Origin of the sequence: Jannaschia sp. W003 (assembly GCF_025144335.1) — a bacterium.
GTDB lineage: Bacteria > Pseudomonadota > Alphaproteobacteria > Rhodobacterales > Rhodobacteraceae > Jannaschia.
Map to the genome: position 1 here is coordinate 946,566 of NZ_CP083539.1, position 22,891 is coordinate 969,456.

General features: G+C 73.9%; 26 protein-coding genes. 18 read left to right on the forward strand and 8 right to left on the reverse strand.

Features of this window, described 5'->3' with window-relative positions; all coding sequences use genetic code 11:
• Positions 1-59 precede the first annotated feature (59 nt).
• Together K3554_RS04510 and K3554_RS04515 are read left to right on the forward strand one after the other, a co-directional pair.
• Positions 60-2,075, forward strand: a complete 2,016-nt coding sequence (locus K3554_RS04510; RefSeq protein ID WP_259944017.1) for a M3 family metallopeptidase — start codon at positions 60-62, stop codon at positions 2,073-2,075.
• Positions 2,076-2,269: 194 nt separating this feature from the next.
• Positions 2,270-3,121 carry an inositol monophosphatase family protein gene (locus K3554_RS04515; RefSeq protein WP_259944019.1) on the forward strand — a complete coding sequence of 284 codons (852 nt, stop codon included), beginning with the start codon at positions 2,270-2,272 and terminating at the stop codon, positions 3,119-3,121.
• Between the two features lie 175 nt (positions 3,122-3,296).
• On the opposite strand, the gene K3554_RS04520 is transcribed toward K3554_RS04515, so the two are convergent.
• Entirely contained in the window at positions 3,297-3,845 is a 549-nt protein-coding gene (locus K3554_RS04520; protein ID WP_259944022.1) for an SH3 domain-containing protein, read from the reverse strand.
• Positions 3,846-3,940: 95 nt separating this feature from the next.
• On the opposite strand from K3554_RS04520, the gene K3554_RS04525 reads away from it, so the two are divergent.
• A complete protein-coding gene (locus tag K3554_RS04525) occupies positions 3,941-4,924 on the forward strand; it encodes a D-glycerate dehydrogenase (protein ID WP_259944024.1) in 984 nt (327 codons plus the stop codon).
• Positions 4,925-4,953: 29 nt separating this feature from the next.
• On the opposite strand, the gene K3554_RS04530 is transcribed toward K3554_RS04525, so the two are convergent.
• Together K3554_RS04530 and K3554_RS04535 are read right to left on the reverse strand one after the other, a co-directional pair.
• The gene (locus tag K3554_RS04530) at positions 4,954-5,901 is read right to left on the reverse strand and encodes a homocysteine S-methyltransferase family protein (RefSeq protein WP_259944027.1); all 948 of its coding nucleotides are present in this window, start codon (positions 5,899-5,901) and stop codon (positions 4,954-4,956) included.
• 115 nt (positions 5,902-6,016) lie between these two features.
• A complete protein-coding gene (locus K3554_RS04535) occupies positions 6,017-6,835 on the reverse strand; it encodes a sulfotransferase family protein (RefSeq protein ID WP_259944040.1) in 819 nt (272 codons plus the stop codon).
• A gap of 109 nt (positions 6,836-6,944) precedes the next feature.
• On the opposite strand from K3554_RS04535, the gene K3554_RS04540 reads away from it, so the two are divergent.
• The 11 genes from K3554_RS04540 (at position 6,945) to K3554_RS04590 (ending at position 17,164) form a co-directional block, all read left to right on the forward strand.
• The gene (locus tag K3554_RS04540; protein WP_259944043.1) at positions 6,945-8,522 is read left to right on the forward strand and encodes a DUF5928 domain-containing protein; all 1,578 of its coding nucleotides are present in this window, start codon (positions 6,945-6,947) and stop codon (positions 8,520-8,522) included.
• Positions 8,523-8,587: 65 nt separating this feature from the next.
• On the forward strand, positions 8,588-8,968 hold the full coding sequence (locus K3554_RS04545) for an HIT domain-containing protein (protein ID WP_259944046.1): 381 nt from the start codon (positions 8,588-8,590) through the stop codon (positions 8,966-8,968).
• A gap of 63 nt (positions 8,969-9,031) precedes the next feature.
• Positions 9,032-9,859, forward strand: a complete 828-nt coding sequence (locus tag K3554_RS04550; protein WP_259944048.1) for a DUF3750 domain-containing protein — start codon at positions 9,032-9,034, stop codon at positions 9,857-9,859.
• A 118-nt stretch (positions 9,860-9,977) separates the two neighbouring features.
• Entirely contained in the window at positions 9,978-10,166 is a 189-nt protein-coding gene (locus K3554_RS04555) for a DUF6732 family protein (RefSeq protein WP_259944050.1), read from the forward strand.
• Complete coding sequence (locus K3554_RS04560; protein WP_259944054.1) at positions 10,163-11,275, forward strand: sirohydrochlorin chelatase; 1,113 nt, start codon at positions 10,163-10,165, stop codon at positions 11,273-11,275. Before K3554_RS04555 ends, K3554_RS04560 begins: the two co-directional genes overlap by 4 nt.
• Positions 11,276-11,468: 193 nt before the next feature.
• Positions 11,469-12,101: a precorrin-8X methylmutase gene (locus K3554_RS04565; protein ID WP_259944060.1), complete on the forward strand. Its 633-nt coding sequence runs from the start codon at positions 11,469-11,471 to the stop codon at positions 12,099-12,101.
• A 120-nt stretch (positions 12,102-12,221) separates the two neighbouring features.
• A complete protein-coding gene (gene cbiE / locus K3554_RS04570) occupies positions 12,222-13,427 on the forward strand; it encodes a precorrin-6y C5,15-methyltransferase (decarboxylating) subunit CbiE (RefSeq protein WP_259944062.1) in 1,206 nt (401 codons plus the stop codon).
• Positions 13,424-14,119, forward strand: a complete 696-nt coding sequence (gene cobI / locus K3554_RS04575) for a precorrin-2 C(20)-methyltransferase (RefSeq protein WP_259944064.1) — start codon at positions 13,424-13,426, stop codon at positions 14,117-14,119. Before cbiE ends, cobI begins: the two co-directional genes overlap by 4 nt.
• Positions 14,110-15,924: a precorrin-3B C(17)-methyltransferase gene (cobJ, locus tag K3554_RS04580; protein ID WP_259944068.1), complete on the forward strand. Its 1,815-nt coding sequence runs from the start codon at positions 14,110-14,112 to the stop codon at positions 15,922-15,924. Before cobI ends, cobJ begins: the two co-directional genes overlap by 10 nt.
• Positions 15,921-16,685, forward strand: coding sequence for a precorrin-4 C(11)-methyltransferase (gene cobM, locus K3554_RS04585; RefSeq protein WP_259944071.1), 765 nt, complete (start codon positions 15,921-15,923; stop codon positions 16,683-16,685). Before cobJ ends, cobM begins: the two co-directional genes overlap by 4 nt.
• Before the next feature lie 92 nt (positions 16,686-16,777).
• Positions 16,778-17,164, forward strand: coding sequence for a hypothetical protein (locus tag K3554_RS04590; protein WP_259944073.1), 387 nt, complete (start codon positions 16,778-16,780; stop codon positions 17,162-17,164).
• Between the two features lie 88 nt (positions 17,165-17,252).
• On the opposite strand, the gene K3554_RS04595 is transcribed toward K3554_RS04590, so the two are convergent.
• Positions 17,253-18,056 carry a M15 family metallopeptidase gene (locus K3554_RS04595; RefSeq protein ID WP_259944074.1) on the reverse strand — a complete coding sequence of 268 codons (804 nt, stop codon included), beginning with the start codon at positions 18,054-18,056 and terminating at the stop codon, positions 17,253-17,255.
• A gap of 68 nt (positions 18,057-18,124) precedes the next feature.
• Between K3554_RS04595 and K3554_RS04600 the strand changes: the two genes are divergently transcribed.
• Positions 18,125-18,979, forward strand: coding sequence for a D-amino-acid transaminase (locus K3554_RS04600; protein WP_259944075.1), 855 nt, complete (start codon positions 18,125-18,127; stop codon positions 18,977-18,979).
• Here the strand turns inward: K3554_RS04600 and K3554_RS04605 are convergent.
• From K3554_RS04605 to K3554_RS04620, 4 genes are all read right to left on the reverse strand, one after another.
• The gene (locus K3554_RS04605) at positions 18,976-19,266 is read right to left on the reverse strand and encodes a hypothetical protein (RefSeq protein ID WP_259944076.1); all 291 of its coding nucleotides are present in this window, start codon (positions 19,264-19,266) and stop codon (positions 18,976-18,978) included. The two genes, K3554_RS04600 and K3554_RS04605, sit on opposite strands and share 4 nt — an antisense overlap.
• 16 nt (positions 19,267-19,282) lie before the next feature.
• Complete coding sequence (locus K3554_RS04610; RefSeq protein ID WP_259944078.1) at positions 19,283-19,585, reverse strand: hypothetical protein; 303 nt, start codon at positions 19,583-19,585, stop codon at positions 19,283-19,285.
• Between the two features lie 63 nt (positions 19,586-19,648).
• On the reverse strand, positions 19,649-19,966 hold the full coding sequence (locus K3554_RS04615) for a DUF1244 domain-containing protein (protein WP_259944080.1): 318 nt from the start codon (positions 19,964-19,966) through the stop codon (positions 19,649-19,651).
• On the reverse strand, positions 19,959-20,705 hold the full coding sequence (locus tag K3554_RS04620; RefSeq protein ID WP_259944082.1) for an N-formylglutamate amidohydrolase: 747 nt from the start codon (positions 20,703-20,705) through the stop codon (positions 19,959-19,961). Before K3554_RS04620 ends, K3554_RS04615 begins: the two co-directional genes overlap by 8 nt.
• Positions 20,706-20,819: 114 nt before the next feature.
• On the opposite strand from K3554_RS04620, the gene pyk reads away from it, so the two are divergent.
• The 3 genes from pyk to rpmI all read left to right on the forward strand — a co-directional run bounded on the left by pyk (position 20,820) and on the right by rpmI (position 22,883).
• A complete protein-coding gene (pyk, locus tag K3554_RS04625; RefSeq protein WP_259944084.1) occupies positions 20,820-22,265 on the forward strand; it encodes a pyruvate kinase in 1,446 nt (481 codons plus the stop codon).
• 1 nt (position 22,266) lies between these two features.
• The gene (locus K3554_RS04630; protein WP_259944087.1) at positions 22,267-22,575 is read left to right on the forward strand and encodes a hypothetical protein; all 309 of its coding nucleotides are present in this window, start codon (positions 22,267-22,269) and stop codon (positions 22,573-22,575) included.
• A gap of 107 nt (positions 22,576-22,682) precedes the next feature.
• Positions 22,683-22,883: a 50S ribosomal protein L35 gene (gene rpmI, locus K3554_RS04635; protein ID WP_259944090.1), complete on the forward strand. Its 201-nt coding sequence runs from the start codon at positions 22,683-22,685 to the stop codon at positions 22,881-22,883.
• The last annotated feature ends 8 nt before the right edge of the window (positions 22,884-22,891 follow it).

A 22,891-nucleotide genomic window follows, 5' to 3' on the forward strand; every position in this document is an offset into this window, starting at 1 on the left:
GCCTCCCGTCTGGCGCCGGACCCGCCGCCGGCCTACCTAGCATGGCGAAGGAGCCTCCCATGACCAACCCGCTGCTCGCCGACTGGACCGGCCCGTTCGCCCTGCCGCCCTTCGAGGCCATCGAGGACGCGCACTTCGCGCCCGCGCTGGAGCGGGCGATGGAGGAGGGCCGCGCCGCCGTCCGCGCCATCGCCGAGAACCCCGAACCGCCCACCTTCGCCAACACGATCGAGGCGCTGGAAGGCGCCGACCGCCTGCTCGACCGGGTGGCGGGCGTGTTCTACAACCTCGCCGGCGCCGACGCGAACCCCGCGCGCGAGGCGCTGCAACGCGAGATGGCGCCGAAGCTCTCGGCTTACGGCTCCGAGATCACCATGAACGCGGCCCTCTTCGCCCGCATCGAGGACCTCTGGTCGCGCCGCGACGCGCTGGGGCTGGACCCCGAGCAGGCCCGCGTCCTCATGCTCACCCGCCGCGGCTTCGTGCGCGCGGGCGCCGCCCTGCAGGGTGCCGAAGCCCAGCGCCTCAAGGAGATCAAGGCGCGCCTCGCCACGCTGGGCACGCAGTTCACCCAGAACCTCCTCCACGACGAGCGCGACTGGTTCATGGACCTCACCGAGGACCAGCTCGCCCCGCTGCCGGGCTTCGTGGCGGATGCCGCGCGCGCCGCGGGCAAGGAGCGGGACCGCGGTCCCGTGGTCACGCTGAACCGCTCGCTCATCACGCCCTTCCTCGCCCACCACCCCGACCGGGAGCTGCGCCGCCGCGCCTTCGAGGCCTGGACCGCGCGCGGCGCGAACGGCGGCGAGACCGACAACCGCGCCATCGCCGCCGAGATCCTCTCCTTGCGCGAGGAGCGCGCGAAGCTCCTCGGCCACGACAGCTTCGCCGACTACAAGCTCGAGACCGAGATGGCCGGCACCCCCGATGCGGTGCGCGCGCTCCTGATGGACGTCTGGACCCCCGCCCGCCGGGCCGCGCTGGCCGACGCCGAGGCGCTGGCCGAGATGGCGCGCGCGGACGGCGTGGTCGGACCCCTCGAGCCCTGGGACTGGCGCTACTGGTCGGAGCGCCGCCGCCGCCGGCTCCACGACCTCGACGAGGCCGAGGTGAAGCCGTTCTTCCAGTTGGATCGCATGATCGAGGCCGCCTTCAGCTGCGCCCATCGCCTGTTCGGGCTAGAGTTCCGCGCGCTCGACGCGCCGATGTACCACCGCGACGTGCGCGCCTGGGAGGTGACGCGGGAGGGCCGCCACGTCGCCGTGTTCCTCGGCGACTACTTCGCGCGGCCCTCGAAGCGGTCGGGCGCGTGGTGCTCGGCCATGCGCTCGCAGCAGAAGCTCCACGGCGACGTGCGGCCCATCGTGGTCAACGTGTGCAACTTCACACATGCCGAGCCGGCGCTGCTGAGCTACGACGACGCCCGCACCCTGTTCCACGAGTTCGGCCACGCCCTGCATCAGATGCTCTCGGACGTCCGCTACCCGTCGATCTCGGGAACCTCGGTGGCGCGCGACTTCGTGGAATTGCCGAGCCAGCTCTACGAGCACTGGCTGGAGGTGCCCGAGGTGCTGGCCGAGTTCGCCACCCATGCGGAAACGGGCGAGCCGATGCCCGAGGAGTTGCTGCAGAAGGTGCTGGGGGCGGCGACCTACGACATGGGCTTCCAGACCGTGGAGTACGTGGCCTCCGCCCTCGTCGACCTCGCGTTCCACGAGGGCCCGGCGCCCTCGGACCCGATGCAGCGGCAGGCCGAGGTGCTGGAGGGCATCGGCATGCCCCGTGCCATCGCCATGCGCCACGCCACGCCCCACTTCGCCCACGTCTTCGCCGGCGACGGGTACTCCGCGGGCTACTACAGCTACATGTGGTCCGAGGTCATGGACGCCGACGCCTTCGCCGCCTTCGAGGAGCGGGGCGACCCGTTCGACCCCGAGACGGCGCGGCGGCTGGAAGCGGACATCCTCAGCCGCGGCGGCTCCGTGGACGCGCGGGAATTGTATGAGCGCTTCCGCGGCCGGATGCCGGGGGTCGAGGCGCTGCTGAAGGGCAGGGGGCTCGACGCGGCCGCCTGACGGCGCGTGGGGGGCTCTGCCCCCGCGCTTCGCGCTCCCCCGAGATATTTCCGGCCAGAGGAAGTCGGCACACCCCGGCCCTGCGCCGGGGCCTCCGCCCGCCGCAGGCGCCCCGCCCCGGGCGAGGCGCCCGGCCACCACCAGAGACCCCGGATCGCGTCCGGGGCGTGACGGAACTAACCCAGGACCCGCCAATGCCCCTCACCCCCACCCAGTCCGACGCCCTCGTGGCCGCCATCCGCACGGTGGCGGCCGAGGAGATCCGCCCCCGCTTCCGCCGCCTCGACCCCGCCGACGCCGACCGTAAGCGCGCCTTCGACGACCTCGTCACCGTGGCCGACCGCGCGGCCGAGCGCGCCATGACCGCGCGCTTCGAGGTGATCCTCCCGGACGCGGCCGTGATCGGCGAGGAGGCCATCTCGGAAGGCACCGCCTCGCTGGAATCGGTCGGCGCCGAGCGCTGCGTGGTGATCGACCCCATCGACGGCACCTGGAACTACGCTCACGGGATCGCGAACTACGGCGTGATCGTCGCGGTGCTGGAGGCGGGCGAGACGGTCTGGGGCTGCCTCTACGACCCCTCGTTCGACGACTGGGTGATGGCCGCGCGGGGCGGGGGCTGCCACTACCACCGCGCCGGCGCGGCACCGCGCCCGCTCCGCACCGCGCAGGACGCGCCGCCGCCGGAGCGGCTGCGCGGCAACGTGGGCGAGTACCTGTTCCCGGAAGCGGAGCGATTGAGGCTCGCCCCCCTCGTGCCTCGCTTCCGGCGCCACATGACCCTCGGCGCCTCCTTGGCCGAGTACCGCCAGATGGCGCTCGGCGGCACCGACTTCTGCCTCAACGGCTGGCTCAACGTCTGGGACCACGCGGCCGGCGCGCTCTGCCTCGCCGAGGCGGGCGGCTGCTCCCGCCTCCTCGACGGCTCGCCCTACCGGCCCGCACTGAGCAACCGCGATGCGGAAGGGGGCGCACGACTCCTGAACGCCCGCTCGCCCGCGCTTTGGGACACGCTCGCGCCGATCTTCAACGAGGCGCTGGCCTAGTCCCCGTCTTCGTTTTCCAAGTACCGAGGGGGTTCGCGGGCTCCCCGGGATCGGTGAGGCGGAAGAGGACGAAGCCCGGTGGGCTTCTGCCCCGCCGAACGTGGACCGATCCGCCCGCGGACGGGCGGAGCCCCGGATGGCCGAAGACGGCGGGGGGCAGAGCCTCCCCCGAACCCTACTCCCGCACCTCGCCCGGCTCCACGCCCCAGAGCGCCGCCTGCGCGGCCCAGCCCTCGGCCTCGCCGACCTCGACCTCGCACCAGCCGCCCGCGCACTCGCCCAGCCAGGCGATCACGCCGCGGGCCAGCCGCGCCGCCACGGGCGCCTCGGGCGCGGGACGGCGGTGGAGCAGCAGCTCGCCCGCCTCCACGATCACGGTGCGGTTCCCCGACAGCAGCGAGTAGTGCATCCACCCGCCCGCGCCCTCGCGGTCCTGCACCCGCCGCCAGTGGCCGTACTCGCCCACCACGCGCAGCGGCATGTTGCGACGCACGAACACCCAGTCGATGCGGTGCGTGGAGGAGGGGCCGCGGCGCGCGTAGCCCTCGGAGGCCTTCATCGACACGAAGCGCGGCATGGGAAGGTTGGTCACCGGTCCGCGGACCTCGGGGGCCTCGGCGGCCGGGGCGGTCCCGAGGGCCGCGGTCTCGACGGCGGCGGACTCGGCACCGGCCGCGCCCGCGACGAGGGCGGCGAGGGCCGCCGCGAGGATGGTGTGACGCATGTGCTGCCCGAGCCTCCGTGGGGTCTGCCGCCCCTTGCCTGCGGGCCGCATCCTGCCATGTTGCGCCCCGCCGGGGAATGGGAGGATGCCGCCACATGGCCGCGAAGCGCTTAAGTGTTGTCGTCACGCGACGCCTGCCCCCTTCGGTGGAGGCGCGCATGGCCGAGCTGTTCGACGTGGTCCGCCGCCCCGACGACACACCCATGAGCCGCGAGGAGATCGTCGCGGCCCTGCCCGGCGCCGACATCCTCGTGCCCACGCTCGGCGAGCGCGTCGACGCCCCCCTGCTGGCCGGCTCGGACCGCCTGAAGCTGGTGGCCAACTACGGCGCCGGCGTCGACCACATCGACGTGGCCTCGGCGCGCCAGCGGGGCGTCCTAGTCTCCAACACCCCCGGCGCGCTGACCGACGACACCGCCGACCTCGCCATCGCGCTGATGCTCGCCGTCCTGCGCCGCATGCCCGAGGGCATGGCGCAGATGCAGGAAGGGCGCTGGCAGGGCTGGGCGCCCGACGCGCTCCTGGGCCGCCGCCTCAAGGGCCTGCGCCTCGGCATCCTCGGCATGGGCCGCATCGGGCAGGCCGTGGCCCGCCGCGCCCGCGCCTTCGGCATGGAGATCCACTACCACAACCGCCGCCGCCTCCACGCCGCCCTCGAGGAGCCGCTCGAGGCGCGCTACATGGAGAGCCTCGACCGCATGCTGGGCAGCATCGACGTGCTGTCGATCAACTGCCCTCACACGCCGGCCACGTTCCACCTCGTGAACGCCCGCCGGCTGGAGCTGATGCGCCCCGAGGCGGTGATCGTGAACACCTCGCGCGGCGAGGTCGTCGACGAGAACGCCCTGACCCGCCGCCTGCGCGCGGGCGAGCTGGCCGGCGCCGGCCTCGACGTGTTCGAGCACGGCCAGAGCGTGAACCCGCGCCTGCGCGCGCTCCCGAACGTGGTGCTGACCCCGCACATGGGCTCGGCCACCCGCGAGGGGCGCCTCGAGATGGGCGAGCGGCTGATCGTCAACATGCGCACCTTCGCCGACGGCCACCGCCCCCCCGACCTCGTGGTGCCGTCGATGCTGTAGGGGCGGCCGCACCCGGCGCGACACGCCCGCTACTCCGCCGCCAGCTCCCCCGCCTCCAGCCCCGCGATCGCGCGCATGTGGCGCATGTCGGTGCCGCAGCAGCCGCCCAGGAGGTCGATGCGCGGGTGCGCCCGATGCAGCGCCCGGAGCGCCCGCCCCAGCGCCTCGGGGTCGCCCGCGTCCAGCGTCTCGGCCCCGTCCAGCTCCGCGTGGGACCGGCGCGAGGCGTTGGCCACCACGCCGCGCAGGCGCCCCGTGGCCAATGCCGCCGGCAGCGCCGGCGCGAAGTGGTCGGGATGGGCGCAGTTCACCAGGTAGTGCGCCGCGTAGCCTCCCGACTCGTCGTCGCAGGCCTCGATCGCGCCCGCCAGCGTCTCGCCCGAGGGCAGGCGCCCGTCGGTCTCCACGGTGAAGCTCACCGCCACCGGCAGGCCGAAGCGGCGCGCGGCGCGCACGATGCCCGCGCCCTCGCCCGAGGAGGGGATCGTGAACGCGCTCACGATGTCGAGCCGGGTGCCCGCGAAGGCGCCGATCTGCTCGGCGTGGTAGGCCTCGGCCTCCTCGGGGCCCATGCCCGCGCCCGCCGCGTAGGGATCGCCCCGCGGCCCGACCTGCCCCGACACCACCGTGGCGCGCCAGCCGTAGCGCACCCGCGCCTCGCGCACGAGCGCCACCGCCTCGCGGTTCAGCCGCACCACGTCCTCGGGCGCGTAGCCCAGGGGCGCGGCGCGCTCGCGGCTGAGCATCCAGGTCGGCGTCTCCAGGTGCACGCCCGCCCCCGCGGCGCGCGCGATCTCCACGAGGTCGCCGCAGTAGCGCGTGAGGATCAGCCGCCCCTCCGCGGTCTCCAGGAGCGGGAAGGCCGCGAAGCCCGGCAGCGGGATGCCGCGGTTGAAGATCAGGTCCGTCTCCAGCCCGACGTGGCACAGGAACAGGTCCAGCCCCTCGGTGTGGAAGCGATGCGGTGTCGTGGCCATGGGACGCGCCCTCCGCCGGTGACGTGCATCCACCTTAGCGCACCCGGCGCCGCCCGGTCCAACGCCGCGTGCGACGTCCGGCGGCGCGGCGGGGCAGGGGCGGGCGAGGGGGCGGCTACTCGCCCAGCACGGCGTGGACCTCGTCGAGGTCCACCTCGCCCGTCGGCGCCTTGCGCGAGGGGTCGTCGAAGTCGTAGCGGAACAGCCGGAAGTCGCGGTGGTACACCTCCCACACGAGGTGCCGCGCGAGGTCGTCGAAGTAGTCCTCGATCGGGTGGAGCCGCTTCGGCCCGTGCCCCTCGGACTCGTTGAAGCGCGGCACCGCGTCCAGGCGCACCGGCACCGGGGTCTCGACCCGGTCCAGCACGCCCTGCATGCCCGCGTCGAAGCTCTCGACCGGGAAGATGCTGTCGTAGCGCCCGCCGTTGCTCACGAAGGTGCCCACGTGGCCCGCCATGGCCGACCAGTGGATGTCGGGGTCCATGGGCCGGCGGAAGCGGATGGTGTCGCGCGCGAACAGCAGGAACCGCCGGAAGCTGGCGATCTGGTCGAACTCGAACCCGTTCTCGGGGCTCCCGACGTCGATCCCGTACTTCTGCGCCAGCATCGGCACGAGGTTGCCGCGGTAGCGGCGGCCGTTGCGCTGGATGCCCGCGATCTTGTCGAAGAACGACGACAGGATGCGCCCGTAGGGGTTGCGCACGCAGGTGAACGCGAACGACCGGTGCCCCTTGGCGTTGCGCTCGATCAGCGGCTGGCTCTCCTCCTGGGCCCACTTGTGCAGCCCTTCGGTCGAGTCGTGGATGTCGCCGTCGAAGAAGCGCCCGTGGTCCGAGAAGAACATGATCTGCCCGATCGACGAGCAGGCGCACTTGGGCACCACGCGGTACACCATGCTCTCGCTCTCGGTCATCCAGGTTCCGGGAAATCCCATAGGGCGCGCCCTCGCGGTTTTTCCGCGACACAACCACCGATCCGCGGTTCCTTCAACGCCCCGCGGCGGCTAGGGATGTGCCCCGAGCCATCCATGTGACCCCCGAGCCTTGGCCAGAATCGCCTTCATCCTCCTGTGCCATGCCGACCCCGAGGCGATCGTGGCGCAGGCCCGCACGCTCACCGCGGCGGGCGACTGCGTGGCGATCCACTTCGACGGGCGCGCGCCCGCCGCGGACTTCGCCCGCATCGAGGCGGAGCTGGCGGACGAGCCGGGCGTGGCGCTGGTGCGGCGCCGGGTGAAGTGCGGCTGGGGCGAGTGGAGCCTCGTGCGCGCCACGATGGCCGCGATGCAGCTCGCGCTCGAGGCCTTCCCCCGCGCCACCCACCTCCACGCGATCTCGGGCGACTGCTTTCCGGTCAAGAGCGCCCCCCACGCCCACGCCTTCCTGGACGCCGAGGACGTGGACTACGTCGAGAGCGTCGACTTCTTCGCCTCGGACTGGATCAAGACCGGCATGAAGGAGGAGCGGCTGCTCTACCGGCACCTCTTCAACGAGCGCCGGCGCAAGCGCCTGTTCTACGCCGCGCTCGCGGTGCAGAAGCGCCTCGGCCTCCAGCGCGCGGTGCCCGAGGATCTGGAGATGATGATCGGCTCGCAGTGGTGGTGCCTGCGCCGCGCCACCGCCGAGGCGATCCTGCGCTTCGCCGCCGAGCGCGCCGACGTGGTGCGCTTCTTCTCCACCACCTGGATCCCCGACGAGACCTTCTTCCAGACCCTCGTGCGCCACCTCGTGCCCCGCGCCGAGATCCGCTCGCGCACGCTCACCTTCCTGATGTTCACCGACTACGGGATGCCCGCCACCTTCCACGACGACCACCACGACTTCCTGCTCGGGCAGGACTACCTCTTCGCCCGCAAGATCAGCCCCGAGGCCTGGGAGCTGAAGGCGCGCCTCTCGCGGCTCTGGACCTCGGACCGCCGCGACTTCCCGGTCGCGGGCGACGGGCGGCGCCTGTTCTCGTTCCTCACGGGGCGCGGCCGGGTGGGCCGCCGCTTCGCCCAGCGCGCCTGGGAGCGCGAGGGCACCTTGGGCCGCGACAGCGAGCTGCTGGTGCTCGTGTGCAAGAAGTACCACGTCGCCAAGCGCCTCGCCCAGTCGATCCGCGAGCACACCGCGCTGCCGGTGATCGACTACCTGTTCGACGAGGAGCACACCGCGATGCCCGACCTCGGCGGCATCGAGAGCACGCTGGCCAAGCGCCACCGCCACCGCCGCGCGCTGCTGCGGATGCTGTTCCGCCAGACCGGCTCGCGGCGGCTGGCGATCTGCCTCGACCCCGCGCAGTTCGACCTGCTGCGCGACCTCTCCGCCGACCGCAACGTGACCCGCGTCCTGCTGCTGGAGTGCGACTACGACGAGGCCTACCTGCGCGGCCACGCCGCCCGCATCGGCCTGATCGGAGAGCGCACCCCCGAGGACACCGTGGCCCGCGTCCTGCCCACGCTCGCCCAGGACGTGGCCTACGAGACCGACCGCGTGCGCGAGGCCAGGCTCCCGCACGTCCACCGCATCGACCCCCGCCAGGACGAGGCCGCCCGCGCCGCGGTGCTCGCCCGCGCCCTCGACTGCGACGAAGCCGCCGCCCTCGCCGTGGCCCGCACCCCCTACCTCTTCGACGACTGAGCCCCCATTGCGCTCCGCCCCGCCGCGGGGGCCTATGGGCGCGACCACCTTCGAGGACCGCCCCCATGCCCTACGAGTACGACGACCAGAACGTCTTCGCCCGCATCCTGCGCGGCGAGATCCCCTCCACCCCCGTGGCCGAGAGCGAGCACGCGCTCGCCTTCCCCGACATCACCCCCCAGGCGCCCGAACACATCCTGGTGATCCCGCGCGGACCCTACGTGACGTTCGACCACTTCTGCGCCGAGGCCTCGGATGCCGAGATCGTCGACTTCCACCGCCTCGTCGCCCGCGTCTGCGCCGAGCGCGGCCTCACCGCGGCCGACGGCGGCGAGGGGCACCGCGCCATCGCGAACGCCGGGCGCAACGGCGTGCAGGAGGTCCCGCACTACCACCTCCACCTCATCGGCGGCCGCCGCCTCGGGCGGATGCTCCAGCCCGCCTGACCACGCGCGACGCGGCGGCACGCCCCCTGGCGCGCGCCGCCCGCGCCCCCATATCGGACGGCGATGCTCTTCCTCCTCCTGCGCGCCGCGCTCCTCTTCGTCGCCCTGTTCGTGGTGCCCGTGCTCGCCTCGCTGGTGTGGTGGGCGAACGTGGACCGCCCGCGCCTGTGGAACGCCGCCGACTGGTCGTCGGCCGCCATCCTGCCCCCCGCCGCGGCCGTCCCCGAGGCCCGCGTCCACGTGCTCGCCGCCCGCACCGGGGGCCTCAAGGGCGCGGTCTCCGTCCACTCCTGGATCGTCTGGAAGCGCGAAGGCGCAGCCCGCTGGACGCGCCACGACGTGGTGGGCTGGGGCCGGCCCCTGCGCCGCGACGCCTACGCCGCCGACGGGCGCTGGTACTCCAACGAGCCGTCCGTGCTCGCCACCGCCACCGGCGCGCGCGCCGCCGCAATGATCCCGAAGCTGGAGGCCGAGGTCGCCGCCTATCCCTTCGCGGCGCGGGGCGACTACCGCATCTTCCCGGGGCCGAACTCCAACACCTTCGTGGCCCACCTCCTGCGCCGCGTGCCCGAGCTGGGCGCCACGCTGCCGCCCATCGCCGCGGGCAAGGACTGGCTCGGGCCGGGCATCCAGATGCTCCGCGACGCGGGCGGCGACCTCCACCTCTCCTTCGGCGGGTGGGCCGGCGCCTCGGCGGGCCCCCGCACCGGGATCGAGCTTCACCTCCTCGGCCAGACCCTCGGGGTCGATCTGCGTCGCCCCGCGCTCAAGCTGCCGGGCGTGGGCCGCGTCGGCATGGCCGAGGTGCCCCGCATCGATGCCGCCGCGCCCGTCGCCGCCGCCCCCGCGGATGCCGCGAACGGCATTGCGCCGCCTCCGCAGGGCAGCTAGCCCCGCACCCGACGACGCCCCGCACGGGGCCGGACAGGTGGACCGCGCAGGCCGACCCAACCCGGGGGCCGCGCGCGGCATCGTCGGACCGGCACGCCGGGGCCGCAGGAGCGCGCCCATGACCCCCGCCACCCTCGCCCCCGCCCATCTCGGCCATCTCGGAGAGGCCGCCGCCCACGATCACTGGATCGCCGGCGCCGCCATCGGCATCGCCGTCGGCCTCGGGCTGTGGGGCTGGCTGAAGGGGGACGACGAGGCGCCGGAGGAGGAGGCCGAGGAGGCCCCCGCCGAGGAGCAGCCCGCATGAAGACCGGCGTGATGATCTGCGGCCACGGCTCGCGCTCGCAGTCCGCCGTGGACGAGTTCGCCACGCTGGCCCGGAAGCTGCCTGCCCTCCTGCCCCCCGAGTGGGAGACCGACTACGGCTACCTCGAGTTCGCCAACCCCCTGATCCGCGACGGTCTCGACGCCCTGCGCGAGAAGGGCTGCGAGCGCATCCTCGCCGTGCCCGGCATGCTGTTCGCGGCGATGCACAGCAAGAACGACATCCCCACCGTGCTCAGCACCTATGCCGCGAAGCACGGCATCGACGTGCGCTACGGGCGCGAGTTGGGCGTCGACCCCAAGATGATCGCCGCCGCCGCCGCCCGCATCCGCGAGGCGCTCGATGCGGCCCCCTCGGACGTGCCCCTCCATGAGACCTGTCTCGTCGTGATCGGCCGCGGCGCCTCCGACCCCGACGCCAACGGCAACGTCGCCAAGGTGGCGCGGATGCTGCACGAGGGCCTCGGGACCGGCTGGCTGGAGGTGGGCTATTCGGGCGTCACCTTCCCGCTGGTCGAGCCGTGCCTGGAGCATGCCGCGAAGCTCGGCTACCGCCGCGTGGTCGTGTTCCCGTACTTCCTGTTCTCGGGGATCCTGATCGACCGCATCTACGGCTTCACCGACCGCGTGGCGGCGGCGAACCCCGGCATCGAGTTCCTGAAGGCCCCCTATCTCGGCGCCCACGAAGGGGTCCTGGCCACCTTCGCCGAGCGCGCCACCGAGCAGGTCGGCGAGGTGCCCCCGCCCAACTGCGCCCTGTGCAAGTACCGCACCACGGTGCTCGGCTTCGAGGCCGAGGTCGGCGCCCCGCAGGAGAGCCACCACCACCACGTGGAAGGGCAGGGCGCCAACGCCCCCGGCTCCAACGTCGCCGACTGCGCGCTCTGCGACGACTTCTGCACCGGCCTCTGCCGCCTGGAGGCGGGCGGGCACCACCATCACCACGACCACGGGCACACTCACGACCACGGGCATCACCATCACCACGGCGACGGCCACCACCATCACCACGACCACGCCCACCCCGAATACCCCCACGCCAGGCACCCCCACGGCCCCGAGTCGGCCCGGCGCGCGGCCAAGCCCGAATGACGACCCATCGTGACCCCGCCCCGGCCTTGAGTCGGGGCCTCCGCGCGGGATGCGGTGCCCCCGCCGAAATGGCGCCCCCGCCCGCCTCCCCGCACGCCCCGGCCTTGAGCCGGGGCCTCTCCCTCCGCAGCGATGCCGCCCACCTGAATGCGCGGACGGCGCAACCTGCGCTGCCCGCCACCCCGGCCCCCGCATGAGACCCTACGAAAAGGACCCCGCGGCCATCTACGCCGCCTCCTTCGCCACGGTGCGCCGCGAGGCCGCGCTCGACCGCTTCCCGCCCGGCCTCGCCGAGGTCGCCGTGCGCGTGATCCACGCCTGCGGCATGGTCGAGATCGCCGACCGCCTCGCCTTCTCGCCCGACGCAGCCGAGCGCGGCGCCGACGCCCTGCGCGCGGGCGCCCCTGTCTACGCCGACTGCGAGATGGTCGCCTCGGGCATCACCCGCCGCCTCCTGCCCGCCGGCGCGCAAGTCCGCTGCACCCTGAACGACCCGCGCGTCCCGGACCTCGCCGCCGACCTCGGCACCACCCGCTCCGCCGCCGCCGTGGACCTGTGGGAGACCGGCGGCGCGGTCGTTGCCATTGGCAACGCCCCCACCGCCCTCTTCCGCCTCCTCGAGCGCCTCGACGAGGGCGCCCCGCCCCCCGCCGCCATCCTCGCCTTCCCGGTCGGCTTCGTCGGCGCCGCCGAGTCCAAGGCCGAGCTGGCCGAGCGCCCCCGCAACAGCCCCTTCGTCACCCTGCGCGGTCGCCGCGGCGGCAGCGCCATGGCCTCCGCGGCGGTGAACGCGCTCGCGATCCTCGCGGCGGGAGGCGTCCAATAGTGCTCTCATCTTGCCATAAATACCTTGGGGGAGACGCCGCAGGCGTCGGGGGCAAAGCCCCCACCCGGACGACAAACGTATGCACGGGGGGTGCACGCGGGGTGTACGCAGGGTGCCCCCATGCCTGACGCCCCTTGGCTCCACATCGTCGGCATCGGCGAGGACGGCATGGCGGGCCTCGCTCCGGCCGCCCGCGCCGTGGTCGAGGCCGCCGAGGTCATCGTCGGCGGCGACCGCCACCACGTCCTCTCAGACGCCGTGGAGGCCCGCCGCATCGCCTGGCCGCACCCCTTCGACGCCCTGATCGAAAAGCTCGAATCCCTGCGCGGTCAAAGGGTTGTGGTGCTGGCGACGGGCGACCCGCTGTGGTTCTCGGTCGGCGCCCGCATCGGCCGCGCGATCCCGCCCAGCCAGATCGCCTACCACCCCCAGCTCTCGGCCTTCCAGCTCGCGGCGGCCCGCATGGGCTGGAGCATGGCCGACGTCGAGACCCTCACGGTCCACGGCCGCCCGGTCGAGCAGATGATCGCCTTCATCCAGCCCAGCGCCCGCCTCCTGATCCTGACCACGGGCGCGCAAACCCCTGCCCAGATTGCGAAATTCCTAGCAGACCGTGGCTTCGGCGCCTCCCCCATGACGGTGCTCGCCAACATGGGCGGCGACGCCGAGCGCCGCTTCGACGCCACCGCCGACGGCTGGTCCCACGAGGTCCCCGCCTTCAACACGCTGGCCGTGGAATGCGTCGCCGCCCCCGACGCCGCGCTCCTGCCGCGCGTGCCCGGCCTCGATGACGCCCTGTTCCGCTCGGATGGGACCATGACCAAGCGGGAGGTCCGCGCGGCCACGCTCGCCAAGCTCATGCCCATGCGCGGCGCGCTCCTGTGGGACATCGGCACCGGCTCCGGCTCGGTCGCCATCGAGTGGATGCGCGCCGCCCGCTCGGCCCACGCCATCGCCCTCGAGCCGCGGCCCGACCGCCGCGCCATGGCCGCCGAGAACGCCCTTGCCCTGGGCGCCCCCCGCCTCGACCTGCGCGACGGCGAGGCGCCGGAGGCGTTGGAATCGCTGCCCTCTCCCGACGCGGTGTTCATCGGCGGCGGCCTCTCCGAGGCGGTCGCCGACGCCGCTCTCGCGGCCCTGCGCCCCCTCGGCCGGCTGGTTGCGAACGCGGTGACGCTGGAGAGCGAGGCTATCCTGCTCAGCCTTCACGCCCGCCACGGCGGCGACCTCGTGCGCCTCTCGGTGGAGCGCGCCGAGCCCGTGGGCCGCTACCGCGGCTGGCGCCCGTCGATGGCAGTGACGCAGTGGAGCCTCGTGAAGCGATGACCGGAACGCTCCACGGCGTCGGCCTCGGGCCGGGCGCGCCCGACCTCCTCACCTTGCGCGCCGCGCGCGTGATCGAGCGGGCCGAAGTCGTGGCCTATCCCTCGCTCGCCGGCGGCGACAGCCTCGCGCGCGTCATCGCCGCCGCGCTCATCCCCAAGAATGCCCAGGAGATCCGTATCGACGTCCCCATGACCCGCGCGCGCGAACCGGCGCAGCAGGCCTACGACGTGGGCGCCGAAGCCATCGCCGCCGCCCTTGACGCGGGCCTTGACGTGGTGTGCCTCTGCGAGGGTGACCCGCTGTTCTACGGCTCGTTCATGTACCTCCACGCCCGCCTCGCGCCGCGCTACCGCGTGGAGGTCGTGCCCGGCGTCACCTCGCTGACCGCCTGCGCCGCCGCCGCCGCGCAGCCGCTCGCGGCGCGCAACGACACCCTCGTGGTGCTACCCGGCCCGCTGCCCGACGATGCCTTGCGCGCCCACCTGCGCGCCGCCGACACGGTGGCGATCCTGAAAGTGGGCCGGCACCTGCCGCGCCTGCGCGCGCTGGTCGCCTCCGAGGGCCTCCAGGGTACCTACGTCGAGCGCGCCACCACCGGGGCCGAGCGCGTCCTGCCGCTGGCGGACGCGCCGGATGAGGCCCCCTACTTCTCCACCATCCTCGTCGCCAAGGGAGCCGACCCATGGCTGTGACCCCCGTCGTCGTCGCCCTGAACCGCTCCGGCCTCGCCACCGCGCGCCGGGTGGCCGAGTCGCTGGCGTGTCCCCTCCACGGCCGCAAGGGTCGCACCGAGGGCTGCGACGCCACCTTCCCCGACGCGCTAAGCCATGTCCGCACCCTGTTCGCCGCCGGGCACGCGGTGGTGGGCGTCTGCGCCGCCGGCATCCTCGTGCGCGCGGTGGCGCCGCTGCTCGCCGACAAGCGCGCCGAGCCGCCCGTGCTGTCGGTCTCCGACGACGGGGCGGTCGTCGTGCCGCTGCTGGGCGGCCACCGGGGCGCGAACCGCATGGCGCGGGCGTTGGCCGAGGCGCTGGGGGCCATGGCGGCCGTGACCACCGCCGGCGACGTGGCCTTGGGCGTGGCGCTCGACGAGCCGCCCGAGGGCTGGACGCTGGCCAACCCCGAGGGCGCGAAGGATGCCATGGCCGCGCTGCTGGCGGGCGGCGGCGCGCGGGTCGAGGGGGACGCACCGTGGCTCCGCGGCCTGCCCGAGGGCGATGATGTGACGATCCGCGCCACCCTCGCGCCCCACGAGGGCGCGGGCCTCACCTTCCACCCCCGCCGCGCCGCGCTGGGCGTGGGCGCTTCGCGCGACTGCCCGCCCGAGGAACTGGCGGCGCTGGTGGACGGGGTGCTCGCAGAGGCCGGCATCGCCCCCGGCGCGCTGGCCGGCGTCTGGAGCGCCGACCTCAAGGGCGACGAGCCGGCGGTGATCGCCCTGGCGAAGCGGCTGGGTTGCCCCCTGCGCCTGTTCACCGCCCCGGAGCTGGAGAGCGAGACCCCCCGTACCGCGAACCCCTCGGACGTGGTCTTCGCCGAGATCGGCACCCACGGCGTTGCCGAGAACGCGGCCCTCCGTGCCGCCGGCCCCGACGCCGTGCTCGCGCAGCCGAAGCGCAAGTCCGCCATGGCCACCGCCGCGCTCGCGCTGGCGCCCGCGCCCATCGTGGACCTGCCGGGCCGCCCGCGCGGGCGCCTCTCGGTGGTCTCGATCGGCCCCGGGCAGGCGGCGTGGCGGACCCCGGAGGCCTCGGCCTGGGTGGCGGGCGCCGACGAGCTGGTCGGCTACGGCCTCTACATCGACCTGCTCGGGCCGCTGGCGGCGGGCAAGCCGCGCTCCGACTATCCCCTGGGCGGCGAGGAGGCGCGCTGCCGCCACGCGCTGGAGCGGGCGGGCGAGGGGCGCGACGTGGCGCTGGTCTGCTCGGGGGACGCGGGCATCTACGCCATGGGCGCGCTCGTGCTGGAGCTGATGGCGCGCACGGGCGAGGACGCGCTCAGCCCCGCCGCCCGGCGCGTCGAGCTGCGCGGCACGCCCGGCGTCTCGGCCCTGCAGGCGGCTGCCGCCCGCGCCGGGGCGCCGCTGGGCCACGACTTCTGCGCCATATCCCTGTCGGACCTGCTGACGCCCCGCGACGACATCCTGCGCCGCCTCCGCGCCGCCGCCGAGGGCGACTTCGTGGTGGCCTTCTACAACCCCGTCTCGAAGCGCCGCCGCGATCTTCTTCCCATGGCCCGCGACATCCTCCTGCGGCACCGCCCGGCGGACACGCCGGTCCTGCTCGCCACCTCCCTGGGGCGCCCCGAGGAGCACGTGCGCCTGCGCCGGCTGGACGCCCTCCACGTGGACGAAGTGGACATGATGACCGTGGTGCTGGTCGGCTCGTCGAACACCCGAGTGGTCCAGACGGGCGACGGCCCGCGCATGTTCACGCCCCGCGGCTACGCCCGCAAGATGGCGGGCGGCGACCTCGCGACCTCGGAGGACCCCTCGTGACCGTCCACTTCATCGGCGCCGGACCCGGCGACCCGGAACTTCTGACCCTCAAGGCCCAGCGGCTGATCCGCTCGTGCCCCGTATGCCTCTACGCCGGCAGCCTCGTGCCCGCCGCCGTGGTGGCCGAGGCGCCCGAGGGCGCCCGCGTCCTCGACACCGCGCCCATGACGCTGGCCGAGACCCATGCCGAGATCGCCGCCGCCCACGCCCGCGGCGAGGACGTGGCGCGGGTCCATTCCGGCGACCCCTCGCTCTACGGCGCCATCGCCGAGCAGATCCGCCTCCTGCGCCGCGACGGCATCCCCTTCGCGGTCTGCCCCGGCGTGCCCGCCTACGCCGCCGCCGCCGCCGCCCTGGGCCAGGAGCTGACGATCCCCGAGGTGGCGCAGTCGATCGTGCTCACGCGCGTGTCGATGAAGTCCACCTCCATGCCCCCCCGCGAGACGCTCGAGAACTTCGCGCGCACGGGCGCCACCCTCGCGATCCACCTCGGCATCCGCGCCCTGCGCGAGATCGAGCGGGTGCTCGTGCCCCACTACGGCGCCGACTGCCCCGTGGTCGTGGCCTACCGCGTGGGCTGGCCCGACGAGGCGTTCCTGCGCGGCACCCTCGCGGACATCCGCGAGAAGGTGAGGGCGGAGAAGATCACCCGCACCGCGCTGATCCTGGTCGGCCCCGCGCTGGGCGAGGTCGCCGATTTCCGCGACAGCGCGCTCTACGATCCGGCGATCCCCCACGTCCTGCGCCCCCGCGCCCGCTAGGCGCCGCGACGTTTCCGCGCGAAGGCCGCCGTTCGCGTTGACTCGCGGCGCCGGAGTGCCGACCTTCAGGGGGCACGACCGGGGGGCCTGCCATGACCGACACGCCACGCGCCGACGACGAGACGCAGGGCGACGTCCTGCCCGAGGCGGTCCGCGAGGGCCTCGCCCGCGCGCGCGACCGCGAGCAGCGCCGCACCGGCGGGCGCCTGCGGGTGCAGGTGGGCGAGGCGTGGTACCCGATCCGCTCCTACGACGCCGAGGGCTTCACGGTGGCGATCGACGTGGCGCCGAAGCTGCGCGGCCTGGTGGAGATCCACGACGGCCCCGCGCTGGTGCGCTCGGCGCTGATCGTGGCTGGGGACGCGGACGAGTACACCATCCGCTACGGCTTCAAGCGCGCCACCGCGGTGCGCGACCGCGCGGCGCTCGACTACGAGGTGGAGCGCCCCGAGACGGCGGGGCTGCTGGGCCGGGACTAGCGCGCCCCGGACTTGCGCCGGGGCCTCGGGGTGCGGCGGGCGCTTCGCTCCGAATTGAAGGCGCAACGTTGGGGGCAGGGGCCCCGGATCAGGTCCGGGGCGACGGCACCTCCGGTGCCGTCGAGTAGTACGCCGCCCGCGCCCCAGTGATCCGCGCCCACATCTGGTCGCCGATGCTGAAGTGCCACCACTCGGTCGGGTTGTTGGCGAACCCCGCCTCGCGCATCAGCCAGAAGAGGAGGCGCCGGTTGCTGCGCGCCTCGCGCGCCGAGACGGCCAGCCCCTCGGGCTCCGCCTCGTAGGCGTCCGTGTTCGAGGCCTCCGACACGTCGTCGAAGATCGTGCCCATGTGCAGCTCCGCGCCGCCCTGCCGGCGTATCGTCAGGTCCACCGCGGCGCCCGTGGCGTGGGGCGGGGGCGAGAGCGGGTTGATGGCGCCCCTGGCCCCGCGCGCCCAGTAACGCTCGGTCTCCGCGGCGATGCGGGCGGCGTCCCAGTCGGGGTTCAACGCGCGCAGCCGCGCCGGCATCCAGTGGTCGTGGAAGTGGTTCTGCACCGCCAGCGGGCGCCAGGCGTCGAACACCCACAGCTCCAAGTCGTAAGGCTCCAGCCGCGCGTTCACCCCCGCCAGCGCGTCGGCCACCGGGGCGCGCAAGAGGAGGTCGGGCACGGCGCCCTCGATCCGCTCGTGGTAGGGCGGCGATCCCTCCCAGTAGGCGTTGGCCCCGGCGATGCCCCGGTCCCGCAGTTCCACCATCTGATGCTGCCCTCGCGGGTCGTCCAGCGCGACGGCGTGCTCGCGGTAGCCGGGGCGCAGGCGGGCGGCCTCGGCCACCTCGGCGGCGAGGGGACGGGCGCGCAAGGCGGCGAGGGGGCCGTGGGTCAGGTGCATGGGGGCGAGGCTTGACCGCCCCCGCGGCGCTCCGCAAGAGGGCGGGGCAGCGACCAGGAGGCTCCCCCATGCGCACCGTCTACGTGAACGGCGACTACGTGCCCGAGGCCGAGGCCCGCGTGTCGGTCTTCGACCGGGGCTTCCTGTTCGCGGACGGGGTCTACGAGGTGACCAGCGTGCTCGGCGGCAAGCTCATCGACTTCGACGGCCACGCCGCGCGCCTCGAGCGCTCGCTGGCCGAGCTGGACATGCCCATGCCGATGGACGCCGATGCGCTCCTCGCCGTGCACCGCCGGCTGGTCGAGGAGAACGGCATCGACGAGGGGCTGGTCTACCTGCAGGTCACCCGCGGCGCCGCCGACCGCGACTTCGCCTATCCCGACCCGGCGCCCGCGCAGACGGTGGTGCTGTTCACGCAAGAGAAGCCCGGCCTCGCCGACAGCCCGGCCGCCGCGCGCGGTATCCGGGTGGTCTCGATCCCCGACCGGCGCTGGGCGCGGCGCGACATCAAGACGGTGCAGCTGCTCTACCCTTCGATGGGCAAGATGGAGGCCAAGGGGCGCGGCGCGGACGATGCGTGGATGGTCGAGGACGGGGCCGTCACGGAAGGCACCTCGAACAACGCCTACATCGTGGTCGGCGACACCATCGTCACCCGGCACCTGGGCGAGGAGATCCTGCACGGCATCACGCGGGCGGCCGTGCTGCGCATGGCGCGCGAGGCGCAGATGCGGGTCGAGGAGCGGGCCTTCACGATCGAGGAGGCGCAGGGCGCCACGGAGGCCTTCGTCACCTCGGCCTCCACCTTCGTGACGCCGGTGGTGGAGATCGACGGCGCGCCCGTAGGCGACGGGACGCCCGGGCCGGTCGCCCGGCGCCTGCGCGAGATCTACCTCGACGAGGCCCGCGCCAAGGGGCGCTAACGGCTGGGGCGGCCCTCGGCCTCCCAGCCGAGGATCGACTGCACCTCCGCGCGCTTGCGGATCCACCGGTTGTTCAGCCCGACTCCGCCGAACACGGGGCCCTGCAGCTTCAGGTGCAGGGCGCCGAGCTGGCGGGTCGAGAGCGTGCGCGCGTCGACGTCGCCGAACCCCAGGGTGTTCAGGCGGTGCTGCACCGAGGCGGCGAGCTGCGAGGTGTTCGCACCCTGCGCCGCCACGGGGGATGCGGCGGCGGCGGCGAGGAGAGCGGCGAGGACGAGGGAGCGCATGGGGGAACCTCCGGGGTCAGAAGCGGTCCACGAGGGACTGCAGGATCCCGGGCCGGAGCGCCGATCCGATCCGGAGGCGCACGTCGTTGGGGCTCAGGTCCGAGTGGATGTAGGTGTCGATCAGCGCGACCTTCGCATTCGAAAGGTCGCGCAGAACCGACGGGTCGAAGCCGTAGAGGGGCAGCTCGCGCGCCACGTGGGCGCGCTTGCCCGTGAAGGCGGGGCCGGGGTCGGCGCCGGGCGGCGGCACGAACACGCCCTGCGCGGCGGCGGGCGCGGCGAGCGCCAGGACGGCGAGGATGGCGGCGGGGCGGATCATGGGCGGCACTCCTTCGGACCTCCAGTTAGTGCGCCCCGCGCCGTCATGCGATAGCGCGGCGCCTCACGACTTCGCGTCCCCGCCGACGTTCTCGGCGAAGCTGCGCTCGAAGGCGGCCTTCTGGTCCGCCGAGGCTTCGCTCTGGTGCGCGGCCTTCCAGGCGGCGAAGTCGCCGTAGAACCAGTCGCGCGCCTCGTCCTTGGTCATCTCCACCCCGCGCTCCGCGGCGGCCTCCTGCGACCAGCGGCTCAGGCAGTTGCGGCAGAAGCCGGCCAGGTTCATCAGGTCGATGTTCTGGGCGTCGGGGCGGTCCTCCAGGAGGTGCCGGCGCAGGCGCCGGAACGCGGCAGCCTCGACCTCGGTGCGGGTGCGGTCATCCATCTCGGGCATTCTCGGCGTCCTCCAGGGCGGCTTCCAGGTGCGGCGCGAGGCGCTGCGCCCACGCGCGCTGCCCCGCCCCGTCGGAGATGAGGTCGCTCCGCAGCTCGATCAACACGTGGAGGCGCCCGTGGCGCAGCGCGTGGCGGTCCATCGCGTCCCCGGGCAGGTCGCCGCCGTAGGGCTCGTTCACGCCCACCACGAGGTCGGGCTCGGACTGAAGGCGCAGGATCAGCGGGTCCGCCAGCCGCCGGTCGCCGGCGAACAGCACCCCCACCTGCCACGGGCGCGGCGGGCGCCCGCGGAGCTGCGGCGTGAACGAGTGGACCGAGCAGACGACGGGGGCGGGGCGCTCGGCCAGCACCCGTTCCAGCGCGCGGTGGTAGGGGCGGTGGAACGCGGCCAGCCGCCGCTCGCGCTCGGCTGCGTCCGCGTGGCGGTTCGCGGGGATCACGGTGCCGTCGTAGAGGCGCATGAGCAGGGTGGGGTCGTCCTCGCCCCGGTTCGGATCGATCACGAGGCGCGAGAAGTCGGAGCGCACGGCGGTGCCGCCCAGGGCCTCGGCCAGCGCGTCGGTGACGCCGGCCGCGCCCACGTCCCAGGCGATGTGACGCCCCATGTCCGAGGGGGCGAGGCCCAGCGAGCCGCCGCCCGTGCAGGGCGGCACGCGGTTGCTCGCATGGTCACAGGTGACGACCCATCGGCCGGGACGGGGCGTGACATGGAACGGCGGATGGGTCATGGCGGCGGGGTTAAGGCACCCCCGGCGCCCCGGCAAGCGGCCCTCTCTTGCCGCGCGCCGGCCATCGGGGCATAGCCGCGAGCGCTAACACCCGCCCGCCGCACGGAGCAGAGCATGAGACGCCACCGCAACGTCAAGATCGTCGCCACCCTCGGCCCGGCCTCCGACGACTACGACACGATCCGCGCACTGTTCGAGGCCGGCGCCGACGTGTTCCGGCTCAACATGAGCCACGGTGGCCACGAGGAGATCCGCGCGCGCCACAACATCATCCGCGACATCGAGCGCGACACCGGCCGCCCGATCGCCATCCTGGCCGACCTGCAGGGGCCGAAGCTGCGCGTGGGCACCTTCAAGGGCGGCAGCGCCGAGATCGAGGAGGGGCAGCCGTTCCGCCTCGACCTCGACGAGGCGGCCGGGGACGCCACCCGCGTGCAGCTCCCCCACCGCGAGATCTTCGAGGCGCTCGAGCCCGGCTCCACGCTCCTGGTCAACGACGGCAAGCTGCGCCTCAAGGTGGACCGCTGCGGCCCCGACCACGCCGACTGCACCGTGGTCACGGGGGGCACCATCTCGAACCGCAAGGGCGTGAACGTGCCCGACGTGGTGCTGCCGCTCGCCGCCCTCTCCGAGAAGGACCGCGCCGATCTGGAGTTCGTATGCGAGCTGGGCGTGGACTGGCTGGCGCTCAGCTTCGTGCAGCGCGCCTCGGACGTGGAGGAGGCGCGTGCGCTGGCCAAGGGCCGCGCGGCGCTCCTGTCGAAGATCGAGAAGCCCTCGGCGGTGGACGCCTTCGAGGAGATCCTCGCCGTCTCCGACGGCATCATGGTGGCGCGCGGCGACCTCGGCGTGGAGCTGCCCGTGCAGGCCGTGCCGCCGATCCAGAAGCGCCTCATTCGCAAGTGCCGCGCCGCCGCCAAGCCGGTGATCGTGGCCACCCAGATGCTCGAGTCGATGATCGAGTCGCCCATGCCCACCCGCGCCGAGGTGTCGGACGTGGCCACCGCCATCTACGAGGGCACCGACGCCATCATGCTCTCGGCGGAATCGGCGGCCGGCCAGTACCCGATCGAGGCCGTGCAGACCATGGACGCCGTGGCCCGCCAGGTGGAGGCCGACGCCACCTACCGCGAGATCATCGAGGCCAGCCGCGTCTCGCACCTGAGCACCACCGCCGACGGCATCGTGGCCGCCGCCCGCGAGATCGCCGAGACCACGGACGTGGTGGCGCTGTGCGTGTTCTCGCACTCCGGCTCCACCGCGCTGAAGGTCAGCCGCGAGCGCCCGCGCGTGCCGATCATCATGCTCACCCCGATCGTCGCCTCGGCGCGCCGCCTCGTGCTGTCCTGGGGCTGCCACTGCGTGACCACGCAGACCGTGGAGCGGTTCAAGTTCGCGGTGGTCTCGGCGGTGCGCGCCGCGAAGGCCGCGGGCTTCGCGCAGGCCGACGACCAGGTGGTGGTCACCGCCGGCATCCCCTTCAACGTCGCCGGCTCCACCAACATCCTGCGCGTCGCGCCCTGCGACGAGCGGCGGATCTTCGGGGCCGAGGGCGACTGACTTGGAGCAGGTGGACGCCCTCTGGACCGGGATCCTCCGGCGCTGGGAGGGCTGGGCCGGCGTGCCCGACCTCGACCTGCCCGCGCCGCCCGACCCGGTGATCGTGGCGGTGCTGGCCACGGTGATCGGGGCCATGGGCCTCGCCGCGGCGCTGACCGCCTGGGCCGAGCGGCGCCGCTCGCTCGCGGGCCTCTTCGCGGCGGTGGTGGCCGTGCTGCTGTTCTTCTGGCTCTGGGAGGCGGACCGCTCGATCAGCTGGACCGTCGTGCCCGACAGCTTCATCGAGCTGATCGCCCGCATCCTGCGCTAGGCCCCCCGCGGCCTTGCGTCCCGGCTCCCGCCGCGCTAGGGGGCCGCTTCCACCGCGGGCCGGGCGATTGGGATGCCTGGGTCCGCGACGAAGTACCGGAGAACCAAATGCCCAAGATGAAGACGAAATCGTCTGCCAAGAAGCGATTCAAGGTCACGGCCACCGGCAAGGTGATGGCCGGTCAGGCCGGCAAGCGCCACGGCATGATCAAGCGCAGCAACAAGTTCATCCGCGACGCGCGTGGCACCACCACGCTCAGCGCCCCGGACGCCAAGATCGTCAAGGGCTTCATGCCCTACGACCGCTGATAGGAGGC

What these genes read in the sequence shown, in the direction of transcription:
- K3554_RS04595 (WP_259944074.1), bottom strand. Translation starts at nt 18,056, where the DNA reads ATGCACCTGACCCACGGCCCCCTCGCCGCCTTGCGCGCCCGTCCCCTC.
- K3554_RS04545 (WP_259944046.1), top strand. Translation starts at nt 8,588, where the DNA reads ATGCCCTACGAGTACGACGACCAGAACGTCTTCGCCCGCATCCTGCGC.
- K3554_RS04600 (WP_259944075.1), top strand. Translation starts at nt 18,125, where the DNA reads ATGCGCACCGTCTACGTGAACGGCGACTACGTGCCCGAGGCCGAGGCC.
- K3554_RS04620 (WP_259944082.1), bottom strand. Translation starts at nt 20,705, where the DNA reads ATGACCCATCCGCCGTTCCATGTCACGCCCCGTCCCGGCCGATGGGTC.
- cbiE (WP_259944062.1), top strand. Translation starts at nt 12,222, where the DNA reads ATGCCTGACGCCCCTTGGCTCCACATCGTCGGCATCGGCGAGGACGGC.
- K3554_RS04560 (WP_259944054.1), top strand. Translation starts at nt 10,163, where the DNA reads ATGAAGACCGGCGTGATGATCTGCGGCCACGGCTCGCGCTCGCAGTCC.
- K3554_RS04565 (WP_259944060.1), top strand. Translation starts at nt 11,469, where the DNA reads ATGAGACCCTACGAAAAGGACCCCGCGGCCATCTACGCCGCCTCCTTC.
- K3554_RS04535 (WP_259944040.1), bottom strand. Translation starts at nt 6,835, where the DNA reads ATGGGATTTCCCGGAACCTGGATGACCGAGAGCGAGAGCATGGTGTAC.
- pyk (WP_259944084.1), top strand. Translation starts at nt 20,820, where the DNA reads ATGAGACGCCACCGCAACGTCAAGATCGTCGCCACCCTCGGCCCGGCC.
- K3554_RS04610 (WP_259944078.1), bottom strand. Translation starts at nt 19,585, where the DNA reads ATGATCCGCCCCGCCGCCATCCTCGCCGTCCTGGCGCTCGCCGCGCCC.
- K3554_RS04605 (WP_259944076.1), bottom strand. Translation starts at nt 19,266, where the DNA reads ATGCGCTCCCTCGTCCTCGCCGCTCTCCTCGCCGCCGCCGCCGCATCC.
- K3554_RS04525 (WP_259944024.1), top strand. Translation starts at nt 3,941, where the DNA reads ATGGCCGCGAAGCGCTTAAGTGTTGTCGTCACGCGACGCCTGCCCCCT.
- K3554_RS04550 (WP_259944048.1), top strand. Translation starts at nt 9,032, where the DNA reads ATGCTCTTCCTCCTCCTGCGCGCCGCGCTCCTCTTCGTCGCCCTGTTC.
- K3554_RS04520 (WP_259944022.1), bottom strand. Translation starts at nt 3,845, where the DNA reads ATGCGTCACACCATCCTCGCGGCGGCCCTCGCCGCCCTCGTCGCGGGC.
- K3554_RS04615 (WP_259944080.1), bottom strand. Translation starts at nt 19,966, where the DNA reads ATGGATGACCGCACCCGCACCGAGGTCGAGGCTGCCGCGTTCCGGCGC.
- K3554_RS04515 (WP_259944019.1), top strand. Translation starts at nt 2,270, where the DNA reads ATGCCCCTCACCCCCACCCAGTCCGACGCCCTCGTGGCCGCCATCCGC.
- rpmI (WP_259944090.1), top strand. Translation starts at nt 22,683, where the DNA reads ATGCCCAAGATGAAGACGAAATCGTCTGCCAAGAAGCGATTCAAGGTC.
- K3554_RS04590 (WP_259944073.1), top strand. Translation starts at nt 16,778, where the DNA reads ATGACCGACACGCCACGCGCCGACGACGAGACGCAGGGCGACGTCCTG.
- K3554_RS04510 (WP_259944017.1), top strand. Translation starts at nt 60, where the DNA reads ATGACCAACCCGCTGCTCGCCGACTGGACCGGCCCGTTCGCCCTGCCG.
- K3554_RS04530 (WP_259944027.1), bottom strand. Translation starts at nt 5,901, where the DNA reads ATGGCCACGACACCGCATCGCTTCCACACCGAGGGGCTGGACCTGTTC.
- cobJ (WP_259944068.1), top strand. Translation starts at nt 14,110, where the DNA reads ATGGCTGTGACCCCCGTCGTCGTCGCCCTGAACCGCTCCGGCCTCGCC.
- K3554_RS04555 (WP_259944050.1), top strand. Translation starts at nt 9,978, where the DNA reads ATGACCCCCGCCACCCTCGCCCCCGCCCATCTCGGCCATCTCGGAGAG.
- cobI (WP_259944064.1), top strand. Translation starts at nt 13,424, where the DNA reads ATGACCGGAACGCTCCACGGCGTCGGCCTCGGGCCGGGCGCGCCCGAC.